This is a genomic window from Sphingobacterium faecale, from assembly GCF_016746095.1.
Classification (GTDB): Bacteria; Bacteroidota; Bacteroidia; order Sphingobacteriales; family Sphingobacteriaceae; genus Sphingobacterium; species Sphingobacterium faecale.
Genome location: NZ_JAERTY010000005.1, coordinates 437,027 through 461,325 on the forward strand (window position 1 = coordinate 437,027; position 24,299 = coordinate 461,325).

Consider the following 24,299-nt stretch of genomic DNA (forward strand, 5'->3'; position numbering starts at 1 on the left):
AACTAACTAACTAACTAACTAACTAACTAACTAACTAACTAAAAATTTATGTGATACGATACGAAAAACAAAGCCGGAAGCATTGGCCTGCCCCCGGCAAGTGCTAAACAACATCACTAAGGTCCCTTACGGGCATTGTGCTAACAATTTAAACTTAAAAGATTTAGGCGTTCCCTATTACTCTTGGCCGAGTATCTGGCCGCCTTGCTTAAACACTAATCAAATGTATGAAATTTTACTTTAAATCCATGAGTCGCCCCCCAGCGCCCATGACCAAACTCATCGTCGCAATGAAACTAACCGTTATATTGCTCACATTTAACATCTTAAGTGTCACTGCAAATACCTTTGCACAACATCTGAGCATACGCAAAAAAAATGCTTCACTAGTAGAGGTCTTCAAGGAGATCCGTAAGCAATCAGGATATGATTTTCTATACAGTGATAAATTGATAAAACATGCTGTTCCTGTCAGTGTCGACCTTCAGAATAGCCCCATCACTAATGTACTCAAAGAGGTGTTTTCAGAACAACCTTTTCATTACACTATACAAGGCACAACTATTGTTGTCAAAGCGAAGTTTCCATCCATCGTACAGACTACCGTAGACAACAACATACAACAGAAAACCGTGACAGGCCTAGTCACAGATCTATCTGGTTCTCCATTAGTCGGTGCTACAGTTACAGCCCGCAAAAGCCGTGTACAAAGCATCACGGATAGACGTGGTCAGTTTACTATAATACTGCACGAAGAAAGCGATTCGTTACGCATCACTTCATTAGGCTACAAACCAAAAACCATATTTACTACAGGCGCCCGAGCTCTTCATATCAAGTTAGAATCCACCGACACCAAAGTGCAGGACGTAATTGTCACGGGAGTTTATTCCCGATCCAAAGAGAGTTTTACAGGATCAGCGACAACCTATACCGGCCAAGAGTTAAAAGCAGTAGCCAATACCAATATTATCCAGAGTTTAAAGACCTTAGATCCTGTATTTGCTGTATTGGAAAACAACCAGTTTGGCTCCGACCCCAACCGGCTTCCCGATTTAGAAATCCGAGGCAAGAGTAGTGTAGTCGGGCTTAAAGAAGAATTTGGTGTAGATCCCAATCAACCGCTTTTTGTCCTGGATGGTTTCGAGACCTCCCTACGTACAGTAATGGACTTGGACATGGAGCGCGTAGCCTCTATTACCATCCTTAAAGATGCAGCCTCCACAGCCATTTACGGCTCCAAAGCCGCTAATGGCGTCGTCGTCATTGAAACCAAACAGCCACTACCGGGTCAGCTCCGGATTTCCTACAATAGCAACTTCAATATTTCTGTTCCCGACTTTTCCAGTTACAATCTGATGAATGCAGCAGAAAAGCTACAGTTTGAACGACTCGCCGGACGGTATGACTTTGACTATTGGGAAGCCAGTAATATCGCAAAATGGCAGCTATACAATCAGCGATTAGAAGATGTAAATAAGGGATTCGACACCTATTGGCTTAACGAACCTATACGTACCGGAATTAATCAACGGCAGACCATTTATGCGGAAGGAGGAGATGCACATATGCGCTATGGTATAGGTGCCAACTATAACGGTATTACAGGAGTAATGAAAAACTCTAAGCGCAATACATTCAGCGGTAATGTTGATCTTCTATATCGTAAGGATAAGTTTCAGTTCAGCAATAAACTGACCATAAATCATACAAACTCTAGCGACCCTTCCGTACCCTTCTCGGCCTATTCCAGAGCCAACCCCTACTACAAGAAGACCAATGACGAGGGTTTTGTAGAGAAATGGTTATATAATTCTACTTTAGAACAAGTCGAGAATCCCTTGTGGAATGCGAGCTTAAACAGCAGAAACCAAATGCAAGGCAATAGTATCAATAATAACTTTGCGGCAGAGTACAGTCCTCTACAATCTCTGAGAGTACGTGCCCGTCTAGGTGTTACTAAGTCTATTGATGAGACTGATAGTTTCACCTCTCCAGAAAACAGCAGTTACGACAAAACCGACCCTTTACTGCGCGGATCATTGACCTACAAAAACAATAGCAGTTTCCAATATGAAGGCGAGCTCACAACAACCTATGGAACAGTCTTGCGTGACAAGCACCGTATCAACGCTGTAGCTGGCGGGCGTCTATCCTCTATGTCTTCTTTACTTAATGGCTACACCGCACAAGGTTTTTCCAAAGGAGATTACGTTACAGCCGCCTTTGCAAAACGCTTCCCTGAAAATGGCAGACCTGCATATAGTGAAAGTACCAGCCGCTCTAACAGTGCCTATCTCAACACGGGATACTCTTTTGAAGATCGCTATCTTATGGATGTTACCTACCGCTTAAGCGGTTCTTCCGTATTCGGAAGTAATAAGCGTTACTCCAATACCTGGTCAACCGGATTAGCTTGGAACATGCACCATGAAACCTTTATGAAAGCTGTTCCCTGGATCAATCTTCTAAAAATAAGAGGGTCTATCGGAAATCCCGGAAATCAGAACTTCAATGCCTATCAGACTTATACGACCTATATGTTTGCTAACAGTACCACCCCTTATTTTGGCGAAGCTGTTTCACTGATTGGTCTTGGCAATCCGGACTTAAAATGGCAGACCACATTGGACAAAAATGTCGGTATAGATGCTACTTTTTTAAGCAGAAAGCTTAATTTCAATCTAGACTATTTTCAGAAAGTCACAGATCCCTTATTGATCAACGTAGGTGTTCCATCTTCACTTGGAGTCAATACGGTGCTGACCAACCTTGGAGAACAACAATCCCGGGGTTTTAACGGTACTGTTACATACTCTCCAATTTACGATCCCGTAAACCGTAAGATCTGGTCTTTCCGTTATAACTTTAGAACAGAACACTCCAAGATCGATAAGATTGGTAATGCCCTAGACAAGTTTAATGAAACTGGCCGCAATAAAAACCTCAATCGTTATTACGATGGTGCTAATCCTGATGCATTGTGGACCGTCGTGTCCGAAGGGATCGATCCTTCCAGTGGAATGGAAATATTTGTTAACAAAAACGGTATCTACACCTTAGATTACAATTTCGAAGATGAAGTCCAGGTCGGGATCGGAAGACCAAAAATAGAAGGAACTTTTGGTACTTCATTTACTTACAAAGGCTTCAGTGCCAATATAGACTTCCGGTACCGCTACGGCGGCCAGGCCTTCAATAACGCGTTATTTAATAAAGTCGAAAACATTACATTATCTGCACTTCGTTATAATCAGGATAGACGTGCTCTATATGACAGATGGCAGAAGCCTGGTGACATCGCCCCATTCAAAGGCATTTCATTGACCAATAGCACGCCTATGTCCTCTCGCTTTGTACAAGACGATAATTCGATTTCATTAGAATCATTCCGTGTCGGATACGAGTTTACAGGCGATTGGATGAAGCGTTCCCGTATCCGCAGCCTCCGTGTCAATGCCTATATGAATGAACTTTTTGTTATTTCCAGTATTAAGACCGAGCGCGGTATCGACTATCCATTTGCCCGCACCGTGGCATTTTCCACCAGTATATCCTTTTAACCACAACTTAAATTATGAAAAAGCTAAAAAGAGCATTACTAATTCTTCCCCTTGCTGCACTGAGTTTAAGCAGTTGCGACAAATGGCTTGCCATAAAACCAGCAGACCGTATTGTTGAAGAAAATGTTTTCAATTCAGAAGCTGGATTTCTTTCTGCCTTAAATGGTGTATACACAGATCTTACAAAATCGGACCTATACGGTTCAGCGTTGAGTTACGAGTTTATAGAAATATTGGCTCAGCAGTACAGTATACGTGCTGCCAATACAGACTATACCGAAACCGCTAACTATAGCTACACATCCAAGTATACTAAGGAGCGATTAGAGAAAATATGGGATGCATCCTTCAAAACAATACTGAACTGCAATAAAATTATTGAGAATGGAAAAGATAAAGAATCTCTAATACCAAGCAAGTCGTTAGCGCTTTTCATTGGCGAATCTCTTGCTCTACGTTCTTTTCTTCACTTTGATATGTTGCGTTTATTTGGTCCTATATACAAGAACAATTCAGGTCAAAAAAGTATACCTTACATAAATCATATTTCCGTATCAGCTTCACCTTTACTTACTGCAGAAGAGGCCGCCCACCAAATACTTGCAGATTTGGACCGTTCAGAATCGCTACTAAAAAGCTCGGATCCCATTATTGCAGGAGGTCCACAGACCGACATTATAGAGGACGCAGACAACACAGAGCGGTTCAGAACACTTCGCTTTAATTATTATGCTGTGCTCGCCTTGAAAGCAAGAGTCTATCTCTACATCGGTGACAAACCCAACGCTCTCAAATATGCTAAAATGATTATAAACGATCCTAATCGGGAGACCTACTTTCCATTCGTCAAGCATACTGAAATCTTGGGTAATTCCACCAATACCGATCGGGTTTTCTCAACCGAGGTCCTTTTTGCATTTTACACCAACGGTCGCAACGACATTTTTCAACGTTACTTCAATCCCGAGAGTGCGACAGCATCAAGCCTTCTCATTCCCAGATCGGGCAACATAGCAACATTATTCGCAGGCGAAGAAAATGACTATCGCAATTATCCGATCTGGAAAAACTCAAGCTTAGAAGCGAATGCGGTATATTCCAGCAAACATAAAAAAGGAGAAACCGTCGCATTATACCGCAATAATATTATGCCTTTACTCCGGCTATCCGAACTATACCTTATAGCAGCAGAAGCCGAGAGCAGTGAACAGCAAGCTTACGTCTACCTCAATAAGCTACGCAACCAACGTGGGCTCGGCGAGGTGTCCAACAATCTTACAGCGCGGTTACGTAGCGAGTACACGAAAGAGTTCTTCGGAGAGGGCCAATTATTCTTCTATTACAAACGAAATAATATCACCCCCCTCCGATCAGGCATCAGTAACAATAACATCACTATGACTCCCGCTCGGTACACGCCTCTGCTACCAGATAGTGAAAACCGTTACAGAGATTAAGCTACATTAATTAACCATATAGAAAATGAAAAAGAAATTATTAAATATACTTTTCCTGATTCCATTTCTGACGCATATTTCCTGCGAGAAATCCATCTCTCTCTACGAAGGTGAAGAAGGTGATGTATCAGGTATATACTTTTATTCGGTAAATGGGACAAACATAGCAGGCATCCCTACGAGTTACCGTGATTCAATAATCTACAGTTTTGAGAATGATGCACAGACTGTCACCACACGCATCATTAATGTACCTGTGCGTACACTAGGCAATACCTCGGACCAAGACCGTCCCTTCAAGGTAAAAGTATCGGGTGGAACTGCAAAAGAAGGAATAGACTATGAACCCTTATTGGAAAGTTATAGTATTCCAGCAGGAAAGTCTTCATTCAATATACCTGTAAGACTCAAACGTACGCCTCTACTCAGCCAAAAAAGATTAACTATTGATTTCGAACTTGTTGAAAATCAAAACTTCAAATTGTTACTACCCGAACTGAAGAATATCGGCAACAACAAGACCATGATCGCGACAAAGTTTCGAATTAGTTTTTCAGAGATTATCAAAGAGAGTTTTTATTACAGCATTTTCGGACCAGAATACTTTGGCGACTGGTCTGTCAAAAAAAACAAACTGCTCAATGAATTGATGGGATGGAAATCCTCCGACTGGGAAAATGCCGGTGCCTCAGGCGCGCCGATTTCTTTGGGTCGTTTTCCATACGCAGCCGAGGTTTTAAAAGGTTACCTGGAAGACAACCTCCAAGCAAACACCCCTGTATATGAAGAAGACGGCGTGACGCTAATGCAACTTGGCCCAGAGTATATGGTAGATTATAGTAATATCCAAAATTGATGAACAAAAGAATCTAATATTATGAAAATAAAATATATAACCTACGTTATTGCCTCTTTCTATTTATTTTCCTCTTGCTACAAAGACAAAGGCAATTATAACTACAGCGCAGCTAATGTCTTGGAGATTGGAAATATTCCAGACCAGATTCATGTACTGGGCAATGTCGATACATTAAAGATCACGCCCACTATAAAATCTGCACTGGAAGGTGAAATCCTTGGCGACAATAAAAACTATAGCTTTACCTACGCCATAGACGGATCTGTCAAAGCAGGAGACCTTAGTTATGTCGCAATAGACTCTACTTATCCAAAGGATTTGAATTACTTTATCAAATTGGCTCCTAAGATATATGATGTCAACTTTGTGGTAAAAGATAATAGAACTGGTCTCGAAACCTTAAAACCCTTCAAACTCAACGTTGCCTCCGCAGTGTCCGAAGGCTGGATGGTATTATGTAATGAAGGAGCCAGTGAACGGGTCCGTCTTGATATGATCGCTGTTGTATCACCGACCAGATCCGTACAGGCTTTCGATCTAACGGCATCCAATGGACTTCCCCCTATCACCCAAGGCGGACGGCTCATTTTTCTTTATGACACGCAAACCCGTGCCAAAATCGGCATACTGACAAAATCAGACGGTGGATATAATTTAACCAATTCCACATTATCCTCCGGCCCATCCTATAATATGCTCTATGAATTTGGTAATAAATCTGCTAATTGTATGCCCCAAAACATACAAGCCACATCCAGCGGATATCACGTTGCTGTTGATGGAGACAATGATGTATACACGCTGTATATGTACGTAGCGGGTCCTATTTATCAATTTCCTGTCAATACATTGACTGGAAATAGAAAGGCTGAATTCAAAGTATCTCCTTATATCGCTGCCGACCCTAAACCATCCAACGGAAGCAACTCTGTCTTAGCCTACGATATCACCAATAAACAGTTTGTCAACTGGTCATCTGGCCGGAACACAATGATGGCCACAATGGAAAATCCTTCGAGTAATAAGCTTTTCGATTACAAAACCGGTAAGAATCTAGTATATATGGACGCCACGCTATATGGCAATAGCAGAGCCTATGCGATCCTGGAGAAAGATAACAAATATAGCCTATATGGAATTTCTTTCATTCCCGCTTCTCCTGTAGGACTATTTGAGCAAAGCTATTATGCGGAGCTGAATATACCAGAAATTGAAAAAGCCCACTCTTTTGCCTTTCATTCTACATTGCCTTATATGTTTTATGCTGCAGGATCTAAGTTATATCAGTACGACATTGTCAGCAGACAGAACAAGGTGATTAAAGACTTTGGTGATGAAAACATCAGTATGTTAAAATTTAATCTTTTCAAGTATACTGTAAAAGGAAAAACTCAAGAATACTATGATCAGCAATACCAGCTCATTGTCGGATTGGAGAACAAACAGTTACCTGCTGAAAGCTGCGGCAAAGTACAGTTTTACGAGGTTCCACCACTCAATGCCGATCTTACACTAATCAAGGAATACAAAGGCTTTGCTAAAGTAAAAGATGTGACTTACAAAGAAATCACTATTTTGTAAATCATAACGGCAACGTACCGATGGTTATCCTACGGTGCGTTGCCTTACTTCTTAATTCTTCTCAACACCGTAACGCCCTTACTTTACAACAACCCTATTCCGCCTATACGATAACGGAAGCCCACTTCATGCGTATTGGTCGATATTTTCTGGTTCAGTGTATGACCGTTGACGCTGAACTGATAGCTGTAGCCTATACCGAAGTTACCGAAATTGAGCTGCATCAGCCCCGAGAGGTCACCCTGATTCTGTACACCCATCCCCAATCCGATCTTCGGCCCCATAAAGGCCACTACGCTTACATCATATCTCGGCGACATCTCCTGCATATGGCTCACCAGGAATGACGGACGCAACCTGAACGTATCGTCCAGCCGGATCAGCATACCACCCGTCACGTAGATCACATCGCGGAACTCATATTCCCGATCTGTATTTCGGTTTAAAGAAAAACGCGGCATAGCTATCCCTACATAGAATTTATCTTTTTGGTAATACGAGGTACTCACACTCAGCACGCCAGCCGTACCGCGTACATCCTCCCAGAAGGCCGGATCCTCGCCATCCAGCTGCCGGTAGTTGCCCTGGTAGAATAAGAGTCCACCGCCCATGGATAGGCTCAGGTATTCATTCTCCCCAAGTCGCACTGCTTTGGCAGCATAAGCCGTGATTTCATTCTCCCGCACTACTCCCAGCGAAGCGTGCTTAAAATCACCACCGATAGCCAAGCCAAGATTCTTGACCATACCGTGTCCCGTTACCCATACCGATCTGGGAGCTCCATCCACCCCCGTCCACTGACTCCGGCCCAGTGTAGCAAAACTGCCACGCTCGTCCATCGTGCTCAACGAAGAATTGAACGAGTTGCGTAACTGACCGAACTGGTTATAGCTCACCCCATGCTGGGCCAGACCGCACAATGGCAGCAGCGATAATAGGGTTATGATTGTATTCTTTGTTATCATGTTGTATTGTTATGAAGTTAACAAGTGATCATGTTATCATGATAGCGCGTTCACTCGTTAACCTTAATCAGTTTATCATTTCCTTTACTTGTTCACTCGATAACTTGTTAACCTTCTACATTAAAACAGACTGCTTCGACAAGCCTCGCAGTGACGCTCCAACATCACTTTCCTTACTTGTTAACTTGTTCACTCGATAACTCGTTAACCTTCTACATTAAAACAGACTGCTTCGACAAGCCTCCCAGTGACGCTCCGACATCCCTTCCCTTACTTGTTAACTTGTTCACTCGATAACTCGTTAACCTTACCTAACTTTCTACCTCCTAATCACAAAATACCCCTTCTCCCGTTTCCATACGCCATTATCTTTCAGATCGATATAGTAAAAATAGGTACCATCACGATGGTTTGTACCAAAGAAAACCTTATCTCTGTTATTATAGCCCGCGATCTCGGCCAGCACCGAACCGTTCTTATCAAAGATGGTGACTTTATTTTCCGGAAAGCCCCCTATCCCTTCGATCATCAGGAATTCATTGATACCGTCACCGTTCGGCGATAATGCCTGATGCACGATGACCGGCAGTTTTGCGCCCTCATCCGCTGCGATCAGCACGTTCATTTTTACCGTAATTGCCGCTTCATAGTTCGCATCTCCGCCCTGCGCCGCCGTTATTTCGACTGTACCCAGACGATGTACCTCCAGGTTACTGTCCGATACTGTAGCCAGCAGCGGGTCATCGACGGTCAATGTGACCGGTAAGCCCGAGCTTGATCTTACATCCAGTGCAACCGTACCCGCATCCCTGCTTAGTACACCCGGCGAATTAAAGCTGATCGTTTGCTTTGCTTTACGGATCAGTAAAGTGGCTTTGATCTCCGTACCAAAGTAATTCTGCGACTCCGCAATGCTAGCAGTCACTTCGTAGCGGCCTGCATTAACCTGGTCATTGTTCACGTAAACCACTGTCACACCCGTAGGCAGTCCGCCCGCTAAAGCAAGGCTTTTGACTTGCCCATCGTAAACCACATCCATATTGGCCAGGCTCAGACCTGTTAGCGTAGCTTTGGTGATACTTAGAGTAGACGGTACGTAGTTGATCGTATAGTTTGTAGCAGTTAAGTCCTTATTGTTGATCGCATATGTACCCACGTTATCTCCTGCGACACGCTCCAAGCTACCGCTTACAACGGTCGCTGCATCGCCTGCTACCAGTCCGGTAACCCTGTAGGTCAGTTCCGGATCAGCGGCTCCGTAGACTTTCGTTTTCGCGTCGGCACTAACCGTCAACGGAGCCTTCGTAATACTCAGAGTAGACGGCACATAGCTGATCGTATAGTTTGTAGCAGTTAAGTCCTTATTGTTGATCGCATATGTACCCACATTATCTCCTGCGACACGCTCCAAGCTACCGGTTACGACAGTCGCTGCATCGCCAGCTACCAGTCCCGTAACTTTGTAGGTCAGTTCCGGATCAACTGTTCCGTAAACTTTGGTTTTCGCGTCGGCACTAACCGTCAACGGAGCCTTCGTAATACTCAGAGTAGACGGCACATAGCTGATCGTATAGTTTGCAGCGGTTAAGTCCTTATTGTTGATCGCATATGTACCCACATTATCTCCTGCGACACGCTCCAAGCTGCCGCTTACTACAGTCGCTGCATCGCCAGCTACCAGTCCCGTAACCTTGTAGGTCAGTTCCGGATCAGCTGTTCCGTAGACTTTCGTTTTCGCATCGGCCCTAACCGTCAATTCAACGGGTTTAACCGTCAATTGAGCCGTTAGCACCGCCGGTGTATAACCTGTTGCAGTCAAGGTAACTTTAACTGGCTGACTTCCTACCACAGTTCGTTCGTTTCCTTCGTATACTACTGTAGCGTCAGTAGGTAAATTACCGTGAACCGCAATTCGTTTTACCGTACCATCATAATCAAAAACACCATTTGGCAGACTTACTCCAGTAAATAACTGTGTAGTCACGGTCAGATCAAATGCCGGTAAGCTAGCCGTCAATGAACCGTCCGACACCGAAATTACAATTCCCGAAGTGGTACCCACATCCGCATTACGCGGTGTACCCGTCAACTTACCGGTTGCAGGGTCAAAAGCTGCCCAAGTAGGCCTGTTGCTGATGCTGAATGTCAATACATCCCCATCGATATCATCCGCTGTAGGTGTAAAACTATAGGTAGCGTCCTGATCGACCGTAGTAGAAGGCGTACCTATGATTGTTGGAGCATCGTTCACATTTACCACCGTAATAGAAAACGCAGGCAGACTTGCTGTAAGCGTACCATCCGATACCGAAATTACAATTCCCGAAGTGGTACCCACATCTGCGTTGCTCGGTGTACCGGTCAACTTACCGGTTGCAGGATCGAAAGCTGCCCAAGTAGGTCTGTTGCTGATGCTGAATGTCAACACATCCCCATCGACATCATTTGCTATCGGTGTAAAACTATAGGTCGCATCCTGATCCACGGTAGTAGCAGGCGTACCTATGATTGTCGGAGCATCATTTACCGCTAACACGGTAAAATACACCATTGCGTTGTCGCATCTCGTCGGAACTCCGTTATCGCAGACCTGATACCTCAGGCTATCCTGTCCATTAAAATTGTGATTCGGTGTGTAGGTAAAACTTCCATCCGCGTTCAATACCACCGTCCCATTCACAGGGGCTATTACCAAAGAAGCTGTTAATGCATTTTCTTCTACATCCGAATCATTTGTCAATACATTTCCTGTTGATGGTATATCCTCCGATACGGTTATATAATCGTCTACTGCTACCGGCGCCGTATTCACGGCCACCACCAAGATATTTTTTGTTGCGGAGTTGCTATCATCTATTCCGTCGTTAATAACAAAACTAACAGTACGGTTTGCAGTACTAGGGTTCGCAGAACTGTTGCTGTAGGTCACCGCCCGCAAAGCCGTCTGCCACTCTGCCAAAGTTGCCGTAGCACCTGCAGAAGTAAGCGTCAGCACTCCTGTACCCGCATTGTAAGCGGCGCTGATATTCCCCATCGTATTACCATCATTTCCCCAACCCAATAAATCCTGAGCACTCAGGAAGTTACCCATAATACGCACCGTTGCCGATGCAAGGTTCGTATTATCCGGGTCGGTTACTGTCAAGGCCGGATCTATGGCTACCGGGACCGGATCCCCACTAATCGATTCTGTAAACGTAGTTGGCCCCCCACTAGTCGTTACTATGGGTGCATCATTAACAAGAGTCATATTTACCGTAACACTATTAGGCAGGCTCACTGCACCATCGCCATCCGCCAAGGTAATACGGATTGTGCGTGGGTAGATTGACGGATTGGTGTTGTTGCCATTGCGATAAGTCAGGTTCCTTATCAGTGCCTGAGCAGCAACTGGCGTTGAAGTCGGCAGGAATGTCACTATAAGATCGATTCCACCCGTTCCTCCGGTTAGCATACCGATTGTTGTCCCCCCGTAGGTCACATTCCCGCCAGATACACCGATTTGACCAGCAGCTGTCCCTTCGTTACGAATACCTAGCACGTCTTCTCCGGCGTCACTGCCAGCAACAAAGGCTACCGTCAGGTTACCCCCATCAAAATCAGGGCTGTCCGAATCACTTACGGTCGCATCTCCACCGGCATCAATCAGCACCGCTGGACCACCCTCCGTAAATGTGACATCTTCTCCATTTAGATTAGTTAGCACCGGTGCATTGTTCACAGCGGTAATCGATACGGTTTTTGTGGCACCCGCACTGCTTTCCACCCCATCATTAACGACAAAACCAACAGTACGGTTTGCAGTACTAGGGTTCGCAGAACTGTTGCTGTAGGTCACCGCCCGCAAAGCCGTCTGCCACTCTGCCAAAGTTGCCGTAGCACCTGCAGAAGTAAGCGTCAGCACTCCTGTACCCGCATTGTAACTAGCGCTGATATTCCCCATGGTATTACCATCATTTCCCCAACCCAATAGATCCTGAGCGCTGAGGAAGTTGCCCGTAATACGCACCATTGCCGATGCAAGGGTTGTATTATCCGGGTCGGTTACTGTCAAGGCCGGATCTATGGCTACTGGGATTGGAGCGCCGTGTACCGACTCCGTAAAGGCTGTCAATCCCCCACTCGTGGTAATCAGCGGCAGGTAATTGACCGCCTTGGTGACATCATCGGTAGCAGGGTTGCCCACATTACCGGAAGCATCGGTGAGCGTGACACTCAAGGTGAGCGCTCCGTTAGCCAAGCCCGAGACATCAATATTGCCCAACTGTTGGTTGGCCGAGATTATGGTTCCGCTGCCTGTCACCGGTGTTCCACCGCCGCTACTTGTGATCTTATAGTCAAAAGTAGCCCCTATTTCTGCTCCGATGAAAGTAAAACTCAGGGAGGTATGATTGGCCAATGTGACGGTTGCTTGGTCAATGGATACGGCATACCCCGAGGGTGGCGTAACATCGGCAGTGGTGAAAGCCCACGTAGTATTGTTACTAATACCGGCATAAGTATTACCCGCTAAATCATGGATTACGTTATTTCCGATTTTCACATAGTAACGGGTCATTTCCAGCAGATCAGCGGTCGGATTGATGGTCAATACATTATTAGCGATGCTAAGCTGCCCACCATGGTTTGCGACGTCAATGGTGACTATTGGTGTAGCGGCATCATCGTATACAATGATATTGCCTGTACCGAGGATAATATTCTCGTTGAATGTAATGGATAGATTAGCATTCGGCGTCACATTAGTAGCCCCGTTCAATGGGCTGAATAAAAAATCCGTGGGTGAGATACCATCCACCAAGACAGCAGTTGTGCTCCCTACGCCTGATAAAATCAGCGTGGCCGTATTGCCCGCATTGTCCGAGATGGCACCGCCGTTGAGTGCAATGGAGCTGCCGACCGCGATGCCATCGCTGTCATTATCACCAGCCCCTACTGTGTAGAAAAACTCCAAGGCGGTAGATCCCGAACCACTCCGGTATGCTGCGTCGCGCGTAGCTGCACCGATGGTCAGTGGAAGACGAGGGGTACCGCCGCTGCTGTTCACGATAACGGCTTCATCAAAATTAACTGTAAAATTAAGCGTTTCACCAATAATATACGTTCCATCCGAGGGTATATTCACACTCGTTACCGATGGTGCTACGCCGTCTACCCATATGCCAGCGGTATTACCCACGTTGTTAAGGGTAAGCGTGAGCGGTAGGTTTGCCCCGTCTCTAATCGTACCCGAGTTTAATTGGATGGAAGACAGCACAATGCCATTAGCATCGGCATCACCCGCCTGGACCGTATAGCGGAATAGCAAGGCTGTTGCCGTAGAGCCTCCTGCATTGTAGGTAGCATTAACCGCTGTAGAGCCGACAATCAATGACAGCTGAGGTGTACCAGTCACTGTTACACTTTTCGATATATTTATCGTGAAATCGAGGTTCTGCCCAGCAATATAGGTTGCGTTTGCCGGTACGGTTACACTGCTGACCGTGGGTGCCACGTCATCCACTACCGTAATCATAAAGATCTTTTGAAAAGTGCCTCCTCCAGCATCTTCTGTCTGAATGCGAACGCTGTAGGTACCTGCCACCAAGGCTGCAGCACTATTTGCGCGCAAGGTGTTTCCACTGATATTGAAACTGGCATTGTGTGTACTTCCTGCACCTGACACCAAGCTGTAGCTATGTGTATCCCCCGCATCGGCATCGGTGGTACTGAACGTACCCACTACCGCATTAATGCCCCCACTGCGGTTAACCGATGCATTGCTAAGATTGATATCCGTCGGCGCTGTATTGACAGCGACAATATTCAACGTAATCGTACCTAACGCAGATTTTGCTCCACCGTCTCCCGAATTACCGAGATCATCGACATGAGCTTCTAACGAGACACTACCTACACCATTTAGCTCGGGCGTATAGACAATTCCGCCACCAGTAATAAAAGTATTTATATTTGCCAGGCTGCCCATCAGTGTTAGGAGTGTAGTGTTTCCTCCTATCGTGACTCCTCCTCCCGAAACTGCGGAAAAACCACCCTTTACCGCAGACAGTGTTACTGTTACCGTAGCTGATCCCGCATCCACATCCGCAAAGCTGATTCCCGTTAATGCAGTCGGTGTATTCTGATTCACGGTGATTACAGAAGGCACCATTATCGTAGGTGGGTCATTAACCGCTATTATATTGATCGGCACCGTTCCCAGTAGCACACTTCCCGAACCTTCCCCGTCATCTGCGTAAATGAGGAGATAATCAGCAGCACTGCCATTTAGATCTGTAGTTGGTATATACTGAATATTAGAAGCCACATCGATATAGCTATTTATGGCATCAGGCGCGCCAGTTATCGTTGCCGTTGCTGTGCCGTTTCCTGCCAGTATCACGGGTAGATTTGTAGCTGAGAATGCAATCTGACCGTGACTTACCGATAGCTTGAGCTGGATCGGATCGCTATCTCCATCTACAATATTACTTGACGCTATATCGAGATTGCCCATGTTATCTTCCGTGATAGTGATAGATGCCGGTACGCCTGTTATGGTCGGAGGAGTGTTCGCTGCAGTGATGTTCACCTTCGGTATTGGAGCAGCGGTAATCGGATTAGACGGGGTACCGTCTACATCGCTTCCTCCCCAATTTGCTCTCTCCGTAATACGCGCCAGCCAGGTATTCTTGTCTGCAGTCCCTATTGGGCCGATATACTGAACATTATCTTCTTGATTGTTTGCCGTGCGTAGGCCAATAGCATTTACGCCATTGGTCAGGGCATTTTGACTACCCGTATTATTGGGGAGGTAAGAATCTCTCAATGTAACAAAAAGAGCAGAAACCTCATAATTATTATTCCAATTATTTGCATCCACCGGCCCTCCTGAATTATTCAGTCCAAAAATGAAAAACGGATTGGTATCGTCACCTTGGTAAATAAAAATTTGGTCTCCGGTACCTGGCATCACATCAGCTGCCAGATAACCCGTAGTCACTATATCTGTAGTTAAATTGGCCGATGTCGTCAAATTGGTTAATGAGGTACCATCATCAGAACCACCTAGAAACAGTTCCAGTACTGTCCCGGCGGACACCGCAGTCGACAATGTCCAAGTAACAATACCGTCCCCTGTATTCGTTGGGTTTAAACCTACAAATGCATTATTCGATCTATCCCATCCCCTATCCGTAATTTTAATTACTGTTCCTACAGGAATGTCTACCAGCGCCACCAACTGAACTTTATCGCTTACCGAATTCCATCCGACGACCACTAGGTCGCCTTGATTCAGCACCTGTGCCCTTACATAGGTAACACTAAGTACAAATAGAACAGAAAAAAATAACAGTATTTTCTTTAGGTTATATAACATCGTATATTTTCAAGGTTAACATTCATTTTCTTTGTTAAACAGCCGGCATATCATTTATGATCCTGTCTCTTTACAACACCTCCTTATAACCGCTCATGATAACATGCAGTTATTTTTTCAAATCACTAGCGCTAGGATTAGCTATAGCACATCCTGATCGATAAACGTAGCTTGATTAGAGATTTCCATATTTTTTCATTGGTCGTTTTTTCGAATTTATTTTCATTGACTCAGGCTATAGCTCCCTCGACTTCATTCTAAAAAACGTCTTTGCACCAGGTTTAATCCCAAAGTGCTATAATTAGCATCACTACAAAAGAAAACTTTATCTTTTATAGAATGTTATCAGATTGGCTCAAAATTTATTTATCAGATAAGGTCAGCCCATTGAGCGTCATTACTTCTTCTCACAGAACTACATCTCATCCTTTCGATAAAATGTAGGACTTACATCATACACTTTTTTAAATACACGAGTAAAATTACCGGGGCTATCAAATCCCATTTTATACCCGATCTCCGTTATCGGAATCGTTGTTTTTTTCAATAGTCTCCTTGCCTCCTGCATTTGTAGATTTCTAAAGTACCCGTGGGGAGTTACCTTATATTTGGTCGAAAAATGCCGTTTCAATGTTGATACGGAAATACCAAAATACTTGGCCAGATACCCCATCCCCGGAAAAGGAAGGTGAAGGTTATTATCCAAATGACGAACGATTTCAACTAGAATAGAATTAATATCTGCGGGGCGACCTACATCATCTCCATCTTCCTGATGCACATACAGTCCCAAAAAGTTTCTTAGCAAGTCTGTTACCGCAGTAAGCATATTCAGCTTATCAAACGGTGTATCCGTCGGTAAATATAGCAAGCTCACCAACTTATCCAAACGACGTTTTAAAAACTGGGGAAGAAAGTTGATCGTCAGTATTTCGCTACTTTTATTAAAAAGTAGATTTTTCAACGAAGTGCGGCGAAAGCTATCCAATTGGACAAACTCTTCCAGAAAACTCCGTTCGATCAATATCTGTAACATTTTTCCATCAAAGCCTGCCGGCACCCATAGATTATGGTTTCCAAAATTACTGCATATTCCCAGAAAACCCTCCGATATAGCAAAATCACTATCACCTTGCTCTAAACGCAATGGCTTATTTGCTTCATATACGTATTTAAATAAATAGAAATCGCCATCTTCCTCAGCAGCAACACAATTGCATTCGGTTTCATCAAAATGCATCGTCTGATCAAATACCAAGACGTCTTCTCTCAACAATCGGTATACTAAATCTGTCCGGTAATAGGTTCCACGCATACTTAATGTACACGTTTTCGGATCATGCATATCGCTAGCGAAACCGTGCTGTACCACTTCCAGAAAGCGGGCTACCGAAAAAAACTGCTGTGGATAATGATGAATCCTTTCCTTCATAATCAGTTGTGCAATAGGTATAGACAAGCAAATTTAGAAAAAAAAACATAAATAATTATCCTTATCCTTACAACAATCCTATTCCACCTATACGATAACGGAAGCCGACTTCATGCGTATTGGTCGATATCTTCTGGTTCAGTGTATGACCGTTGACGCTGAACTGATAGCTGTAGCCTATACCGAAGTTGCCAAAATTGAGCTGCATCAGCCCCGAGAGGTCACCCTGATTCTGTACACCCATCCCCAATCCGATCTTCGGCCCCATAAAGGCCACGACACTTACATCATAGCGTGGAGACATCTCCTGCATGTGGCTCACTAGGAATGACGGACGCAACCTGAACGTGTCGTCCAGCCGGATCAGCATACCACCCGTCACGTAGATCACATCGCGAAATTCGTACTCCCGGTCTGTATTACGCTTCAGCGAAAAACGCGGCATAGCTATCCCTACATAGAATTTATCTTTTTGGTAATACGAGGTACTCACACTCAGCACTCCAGCCGTACCGCGTACATCCTCCCAGAAGGCCGGATCCTCGCCATCCAGCTGACGGTAGTTGCCCTGGTAGAATAAAAGCCCACCGCCCATGGATAGGCTCAGGTATTCATTCTCCCCAAGTCGCACTGCTTTGGCAGCGTATGCCGTGATTTCATTCTCCCGCACGACCCCAAGCGAAGCATGCTTAAAATCACCACCGATAGCCAAGCCAAGATTCCTGACCATACCGTGTCCTGTCACCCACACCGAGCGGGGAGCCCCATCCACACCCGTCCACTGACTCCGCCCCAGTGTAGCAAAACTGCCACGCTCGTCCATCGTGCTCAATGAAGAATTGAACGAGTTGCGTAACTGACCGAACTGGTTATAGCTCACCCCATGCTGGGCCAGACCACACAATGGCAGCAGCGATAATAGGGTTATGATTGTATTCTTTGTTATCATGTTGTATTGTTATCTAGTTAACAAGTGATCATGTTATCGTGTTATCATGATAGCGCGTTCACTCGTTAACCTTAATCAGTTTATCATTTTCTTTACTTGTTAACCTGTTCACTCGATAACTCGTTAACCTTACCTAACTTTCTAACGCCTAATCACAAAATACCCCTTCTCCCGTTTCCATACGCCATTATCTTTCAGATCCAGATAATAGAAATAGGTACCATCGCGGCTTTCCTTACCGGTAAATACTCTGTCCTTATTGTTGTAACCAATGATTTCTGCCTGTACCGAACCGTTCTTATCAAAGATGGTGACTATATTTTCCGGAAAGCCCCCTATCCCTTCGATCATCAGGAATTCGTTGATACCGTCACCGTTTGGCGATAATGCCGGATGCACGATGACCGGCAGTTTTGCATTGGCTTCCGCTACCACACGTACCGTAACAGTGACTGCTGCTGCGGCCTCGTGATTAGCGTCGCCTGACTGGGTAGCGGTAATCCGTACGGTACCCAGCCGGTGGACATGTAATTCCATATTGGATACGGTAGCTATGTCCGGATCATCAACAGAGAGACTGACCGGTAAGCCAGCATTCGAGTGTACATCCAGCGCTATGGTTCCTGCATTTTTTCCCAAGGCCTCAGGAGCCGTAAAACTGATAACCTGTTTGGCTTTCGTAATCGTCAGCTTGGCGGTCTGCGAACCGTCTTCATAGTTGTTACCGCCAGCAATATTGGCCGTAACCTTATATTCCCCAGCTTCCGTCCGGTCGTTTCCTATATAGCTCACTGTAGCACCGGCAGGTAGACCGCTAGCTTTCAGCGATTTTACCGTGCCGTCGTAAACGAAACTTGCATCAGCAAAAGTAAAGGCCGGCAGTACCGCTTTCGTAATCTTCAGCTTGGCGGTCTGCGAACCGTCCTCATAGTTGTTACCTCCAGCAACCTTAGCTGTCACCGTATATTCCCCCGCTTCCGTCCGGTCATTACCTATATAGCTCACTGTAGCACCAGCAGGTAGACCGCTAGCTTTCAGCGATCTTGCCGTGCCGTCGTAAACGAAACTTGCATCAGCAAAAGTAAAGGACGGTAGTACCGCTTTCGTAATCTTCAGCTTGGCGGTCTGCGAACCGTCCTCATAGTTGTTACCGCCAGCAACCTTAGCTGTCACCGTATATTCCCCTGCTTCGGTTTGCTCGTTATTCGTATAGCCGCTTACTGTAGTACCGGCAGGTAAACCGTTAGCTTTCAGCGATTTTGACGTTCCATCATAAACAAAGCTTGCATCAGAAAAAGTAAAGGCTGGCAATACCGCTTTCGTAATCGTCAGCTTGGCGGTCTGAGAACCGTCTTCATAGTTGTTGCCGCCAGCAATATTGGCCGTAACCGTATGTTCCCCCGCTTCCGTCCTGTCGTTGCCTATATAGCTCACTGTAGCACCAGCAGGTAGACCGCTAGCTTTCAGCGATTTTGCCGTACCGTCGTAAACGAAACTTGCATCAGCAAAAGTAAAGGCCGGCAGTACCGCTTTCGTAATCGTCAGCTTGGCGGTCTGCGAACCGTCTTCATAGTTGTTACTGCCAGCAACCTTAGCTGTCACCGTATATTCCCCCGCTTCCGTCCGGTCGTTCCCTATATAGCTCACTGTAGCACCGACAGGTAAACCGGTAGCTTTCAGCGATTTTGCCGTACCGTCGTAAACGAAACTTGCATCAGCAAAAGTAAAGACCGGCAGTACCGCTTTAGTAATGGTAAAATCTGCTGATACAAACACAATATCATAATTAACACCCACGCTTAATGTGCCTTGCCCAATCGCATAAGCACCTACATCCTCGCCTACTGTTCTGCTCAATGCACCACTTAAAATGCTGTTATCATCTGTACCTTGATAACCAGAAACGGTATAAGTCAATACCGGATCAGCTTCACCGTATACTTTGCCCTGTCCGCTCGCAGCAGTTACCGTCAGCGTAGCTTTGGCAATAGCAAAATCAGCTCCCGTAAAATCTATAGCGTAATTAGTACCCGCACTTAAATCGCCCTGCCCAATCGGATAAACACCTACATCCTCTCCTACTGTTCTGTTCAATGCACCACTTAAAATGCTGTTATCATCCGTACCTTGATAACCAGAAACCGTATAAGTCAATACCGGATCAGCTTCGCCATACACTTTGCTCTGTCCGCTCGCAGCAGTTACCGTCAGCGTAGCTTGAGTAATAGCAAAGTCAGCTGATACAAACACAATATCATAATTAGCACCAGCGCTTAATGTGCCCTGTTCAATCGCATAAGCACCGACATCTGTGCCTCCAACTCTACTCAATGCACCGCTTAAGATACTGTCGTCATCTGCACCTTGATAACCCGAAACGGTATAAGTAAACACCGGATCGGTATCACCGTATACTTTGCGCTGTCCGCTCGCAGCAGTTACCGTCAGCGTAGCAGCCTCAATCTTAAGCGTGGCTGTCAGTTCTTTATCCAGCCCACAACCCGAAAGTGTAGCCGTAACGGTATAAGTTCCTACATTTACCGCTTCGGTCACCACAGCACCGGCTGCGTCCTTGATTTCGTACACAGCAGTAACACCCTGGGGAAGATCTGTTGCTAGTATCGTGTTCGCGGTGCCATTATAAGTAACGTCTGCATCTTCAAACACCACATTATCGTAATTGACCTGTTCGCCCTGGAACTCATAAGCTCCCATATCGATGATACCTCCATTAGCAAAGTCATATACCCTTGGGTTACCTTCCAGATCTTTCGTATCGGCATCCAGTCCAACAAAATGACTGTTGCTACCAGCATTCACTACCGGAGAACAGGCGGTCAACCTATAATCCCCACCAGCTGCATCGGTAAATAGATCGGTATAAACAGCTGTACCGTCTAGATTATTATTTCGTATATCACCTGGATCTGTACTAATCGTCGCATCGATTTGCTGTACCAAGCTATATTGGATGCTTTTATCGATAATTAAACTATTAGCGCGTAAACTACTCTGAGAATTGTCTGTACTTTTTACATTACCATACACCACACTATTGTATGTTGTAAAACGATTAGTTCCCGTTCCATCCAAATAAATATAGGAGCTACCTTTATTCCCGGCAAGCGTACTGCTGTTCAAATTTATTTCATTTAGCCCTGATAGTACCCTAGTATAAATCCCTCCACCATATTGCACTGCAAAATTTCCGATCAGAGCAGAGTTAATCATAGTTACGCTCAAATTAGTCCCAACGGCACATATCCCACCAGCATAAAGACCTGAATAATTATCACTTACAGTAGAATTTATCAGGTTTACTGCTACAGAAGCAACATGAAATCCACCTCCATAATGTGAAGTAGAATTTCCGTTTACCCTAGAGTTGATTAGCCTTACTGGCTTGAGAGAATGAAAGTATATCCCTCCGCCGTAATTTCTATCAATTATACGCCCTTCTACCTGAATTTTTGACATGACATTAGCATTACCACCGCTTATCGTAAATCCATCCAGCTTTACTTCTGCTCCCTCGTTATGACCAACTGCTACTACCACGTGATAGGCATTATCTTTCCTGGTGTGGTGATCTTTTAGCTGCCCTATAGGAATATTGGCTTCGTCGTCGCCCGCTAGATCCCCGCTTAGTAAGGTACCTTCTCCCGGAGTACGGTCAACACTTGGGATCATACGTTTGTGGCTCAGGTCGGTGATGCCATTTGCGGGGTCAAAACCACCGTAAAGCTGTACGTTGTTGACCAGCAGAAAGCTCTTGTCTCTATCTGTAGTAGGGGTATTTTGATCGTCTACATCAGCGAGTTTATACTTCGGCAAATACGTCCCTTTGGCTACATAGATCTGTAGACTGTCGTTTTGCAGCCAATCATTGTCAGCCTCGTGGTTCTCTCTTGCCCATTTCAAAGCATCTGCCAGTTCGGGTATAGCATTTTCCCAGCTGTCCCCAGATCCGGTATAGCCCGTAGCAGTCTGATCTACGCTTTGGTTGACGTAGAGGATATTGTCCGCATTCGGGCTATATTGAGCCCCCTGATACTCATAGGCTCCCATATCGATAGCCTCCCCTCTAAATCTCCTTTCACCTGCCAAGTCCCTTCCCCAAGATTCATTTTCAGCTTCGGGCATTAATAATGGATTAGTCGAAGGTGCTGCGTCATGCAGTAGGTTCCAATACACCTGTGCATTCCCTGCATCCTGAGCTTGACTAGATTCCTTTAATTTAAAATCCCCTTCCTGCTCATTTCTAAACGGGCTTTCCATTGTAATAATATTTCCTCCACCATCACTCCAAATTATACTTTCAAAATCATCATCTCCCACGAGTAAAGTATTTTTCAGTTCCGACACGCCTATTTTACTCCACTCATCATCCACCAATATACTATTGGACAGCAAAAATGTCGTTCCAAAAAAGCCAAATAATGATGATCCACTGATCGATTGGTTGTCATACATCGTCAAATTTGAGAAATTTCCTTTTCCCTCAGCTCCCCAGAAAACTATTGCTGCTCCATATTCAGCTGTATTATGACAAATCAATATATTGTATAAAAAAGAATAGTTTTGGATGGCTTCCATTGCTATAGCTCCTGCGTGTTTATCTGCGTGGTTTTGAGAGATCACTAAGTTTCTTAAGACTGGACAGGAATTATACAAGTGGATACCGCCACCATTCCACCGTTTTATATAGTTACTATTTATACGGATTGAAGACTGTCCACCTGTTGCATTTCCGCCATGAATCAAAAACCCATCCACCAATGCATTTCCTACATCTCCCGATGAAACCACCACATGATATACGTTATCTCCTTTCTCCGCTACCAAACCTATATCACCACTTAGAATTGTGCTACTTTGCTTTGGTACTCCACCAGCAAGCACTTCTGGCATCACACGAGCATCATCTAGTGTAACCAAATTATTTAATGGGTCAAAACCTCCATACAATTGGACGTTCTCCACCATCAGGAAACTTTTATCTCGATTATCCGTTGGGTTAGCGGGATCGACGATCCCATCTTCAGACGAATACTTAGGTTTGTATATGCCTTTGGCGACGTAAATCTTTAAAGGATTGTTGGTATCCCATAAGTTAGCTGCTTTATTATCGTTGGCCCATTTCAGCGCATCGGCAAGTTCGGGTATAGCATTATCCCAGCTATTGCCCGAGCCGGTATAGCCCGCAGCAGTCTGATCTACGCTTTGGTTGACGTAGAGGATATTGTCCGGATTGGGGCTATATTGTACACCTTGATACTCATAGGCTCCCATATCAATGGTATTATTATACAATCTTGGATTGCCAGCCAGATCCAGGTCATTGGCTAAATCGCCTTGATATAAGGTATTACTTCCTGCATCTATTGCCGGGCTGTTGTTTGCCAGGCTATAATCGTCATTAGCAGAGTCGGTAAAAACCTGTCCGATAGTAACACCAGCTGTCGTACTCATTTCACCCTGTATCAAGCTATAGCCTATATTTTTAACCGGCGTTCCTATCAGTGAACTGTTGCTATTATTGGCTTTTCTATTATCCAGAACAACACTATTACGTACGTTAAAGTTCCGTTTTCCACCGTTATAAGCGATGTAAGAATTTCCTCTATTCCCTACGACAGTACAGCTATGTAAAGCAATCGTATTTTCATGATTAGTACCAAAAGGAGCTGATGTACTAATTGCTGCTCCATCATTCTTTGCTGTGTTTTTAGTCAGCTCAGAATTATAAATATTTATTCTAGAATATCCCCCATCAGCACCTGAAAAAATGCCACCTCCCTGTAAGTTGGAGTGATTCTGACTAACTCTTACCAGACTGATATTCAGCAAAGACGAGGCCCCTGCTGTAGCATTCGTAAATGCATCTGAAAAGATCCCTCCCCCAAAACCACCAGAATAGTTTCCGCTAACAGCTCCATGTTCGAATATTATATCAGAAGCTGAAGTTTTGGTACTATTATTAGGGCTATAATAAGATTTACTATAAACCTGAGTTCGATTAATAATTTGGTATAAAAATTTGCAATATAGTGGGCATGGTTATATATTTAAGTATCTTAAATTCAAATATTTAACTGTTTATCCCGCTATGATTGACCTCAATAAAGTTAAC

Annotated in this window: 9 protein-coding genes; 4 read left to right on the forward strand and 5 right to left on the reverse strand. The window is 44.7% G+C overall.

All coding sequences use genetic code 11. The features are described 5' to 3' along the window. Positions 1-227: 227 nt before the first annotated feature. The 4 genes from JKG61_RS11765 to JKG61_RS11780 are packed head-to-tail and all read left to right on the forward strand — an operon-like array spanning position 228 to position 7,460. Positions 228-3,563 (forward strand): SusC/RagA family TonB-linked outer membrane protein, encoded by a 3,336-nt coding sequence (locus JKG61_RS11765; protein ID WP_202103171.1) that lies wholly within the window; start codon positions 228-230, stop codon positions 3,561-3,563. Positions 3,564-3,577: 14 nt separating this feature from the next. Continuing rightward, a complete protein-coding gene (locus JKG61_RS11770) occupies positions 3,578-5,020 on the forward strand; it encodes a RagB/SusD family nutrient uptake outer membrane protein (protein ID WP_202103172.1) in 1,443 nt (480 codons plus the stop codon). Positions 5,021-5,045: 25 nt separating this feature from the next. Then, positions 5,046-5,876, forward strand: coding sequence for a DUF4843 domain-containing protein (locus JKG61_RS11775; protein WP_202103173.1), 831 nt, complete (start codon positions 5,046-5,048; stop codon positions 5,874-5,876). 21 nt (positions 5,877-5,897) lie between these two features. Next, on the forward strand, positions 5,898-7,460 hold the full coding sequence (locus tag JKG61_RS11780; RefSeq protein WP_202103174.1) for a PKD-like family lipoprotein: 1,563 nt from the start codon (positions 5,898-5,900) through the stop codon (positions 7,458-7,460). 83 nt (positions 7,461-7,543) lie between these two features. Here JKG61_RS11780 and JKG61_RS11785 read toward each other — a convergent pair whose 3' ends face one another. From JKG61_RS11785 to JKG61_RS11805, 5 genes are all read right to left on the reverse strand, one after another. After that, the gene (locus JKG61_RS11785; protein ID WP_202103175.1) at positions 7,544-8,425 is read right to left on the reverse strand and encodes a PorP/SprF family type IX secretion system membrane protein; all 882 of its coding nucleotides are present in this window, start codon (positions 8,423-8,425) and stop codon (positions 7,544-7,546) included. 319 nt (positions 8,426-8,744) lie between these two features. Continuing rightward, positions 8,745-15,785, reverse strand: coding sequence for an MBG domain-containing protein (locus JKG61_RS11790; protein WP_202103176.1), 7,041 nt, complete (start codon positions 15,783-15,785; stop codon positions 8,745-8,747). Between the two features lie 415 nt (positions 15,786-16,200). Next, on the reverse strand, positions 16,201-17,217 hold the full coding sequence (locus JKG61_RS11795; RefSeq protein ID WP_202103177.1) for a helix-turn-helix transcriptional regulator: 1,017 nt from the start codon (positions 17,215-17,217) through the stop codon (positions 16,201-16,203). 67 nt (positions 17,218-17,284) lie between these two features. Further along, positions 17,285-18,166: a PorP/SprF family type IX secretion system membrane protein gene (locus JKG61_RS11800; RefSeq protein WP_202103178.1), complete on the reverse strand. Its 882-nt coding sequence runs from the start codon at positions 18,164-18,166 to the stop codon at positions 17,285-17,287. 141 nt (positions 18,167-18,307) lie between these two features. Beyond that, a complete protein-coding gene (locus JKG61_RS11805) occupies positions 18,308-24,016 on the reverse strand; it encodes an MBG domain-containing protein (RefSeq protein ID WP_202103179.1) in 5,709 nt (1,902 codons plus the stop codon). Positions 24,017-24,299 lie beyond the last annotated feature (283 nt).

Coding starts and splice junctions, on each gene's coding strand:
- JKG61_RS11765 (WP_202103171.1), top strand. CDS start 228: ATGAAATTTTACTTTAAATCCATGAGTCGCCCCCCAGCGCCCATGACC.
- JKG61_RS11800 (WP_202103178.1), bottom strand. CDS start 18,166: ATGATAACAAAGAATACAATCATAACCCTATTATCGCTGCTGCCATTG.
- JKG61_RS11790 (WP_202103176.1), bottom strand. CDS start 15,785: ATGTTATATAACCTAAAGAAAATACTGTTATTTTTTTCTGTTCTATTT.
- JKG61_RS11775 (WP_202103173.1), top strand. CDS start 5,046: ATGAAAAAGAAATTATTAAATATACTTTTCCTGATTCCATTTCTGACG.
- JKG61_RS11770 (WP_202103172.1), top strand. CDS start 3,578: ATGAAAAAGCTAAAAAGAGCATTACTAATTCTTCCCCTTGCTGCACTG.
- JKG61_RS11795 (WP_202103177.1), bottom strand. CDS start 17,217: ATGAAGGAAAGGATTCATCATTATCCACAGCAGTTTTTTTCGGTAGCC.
- JKG61_RS11780 (WP_202103174.1), top strand. CDS start 5,898: ATGAAAATAAAATATATAACCTACGTTATTGCCTCTTTCTATTTATTT.
- JKG61_RS11785 (WP_202103175.1), bottom strand. CDS start 8,425: ATGATAACAAAGAATACAATCATAACCCTATTATCGCTGCTGCCATTG.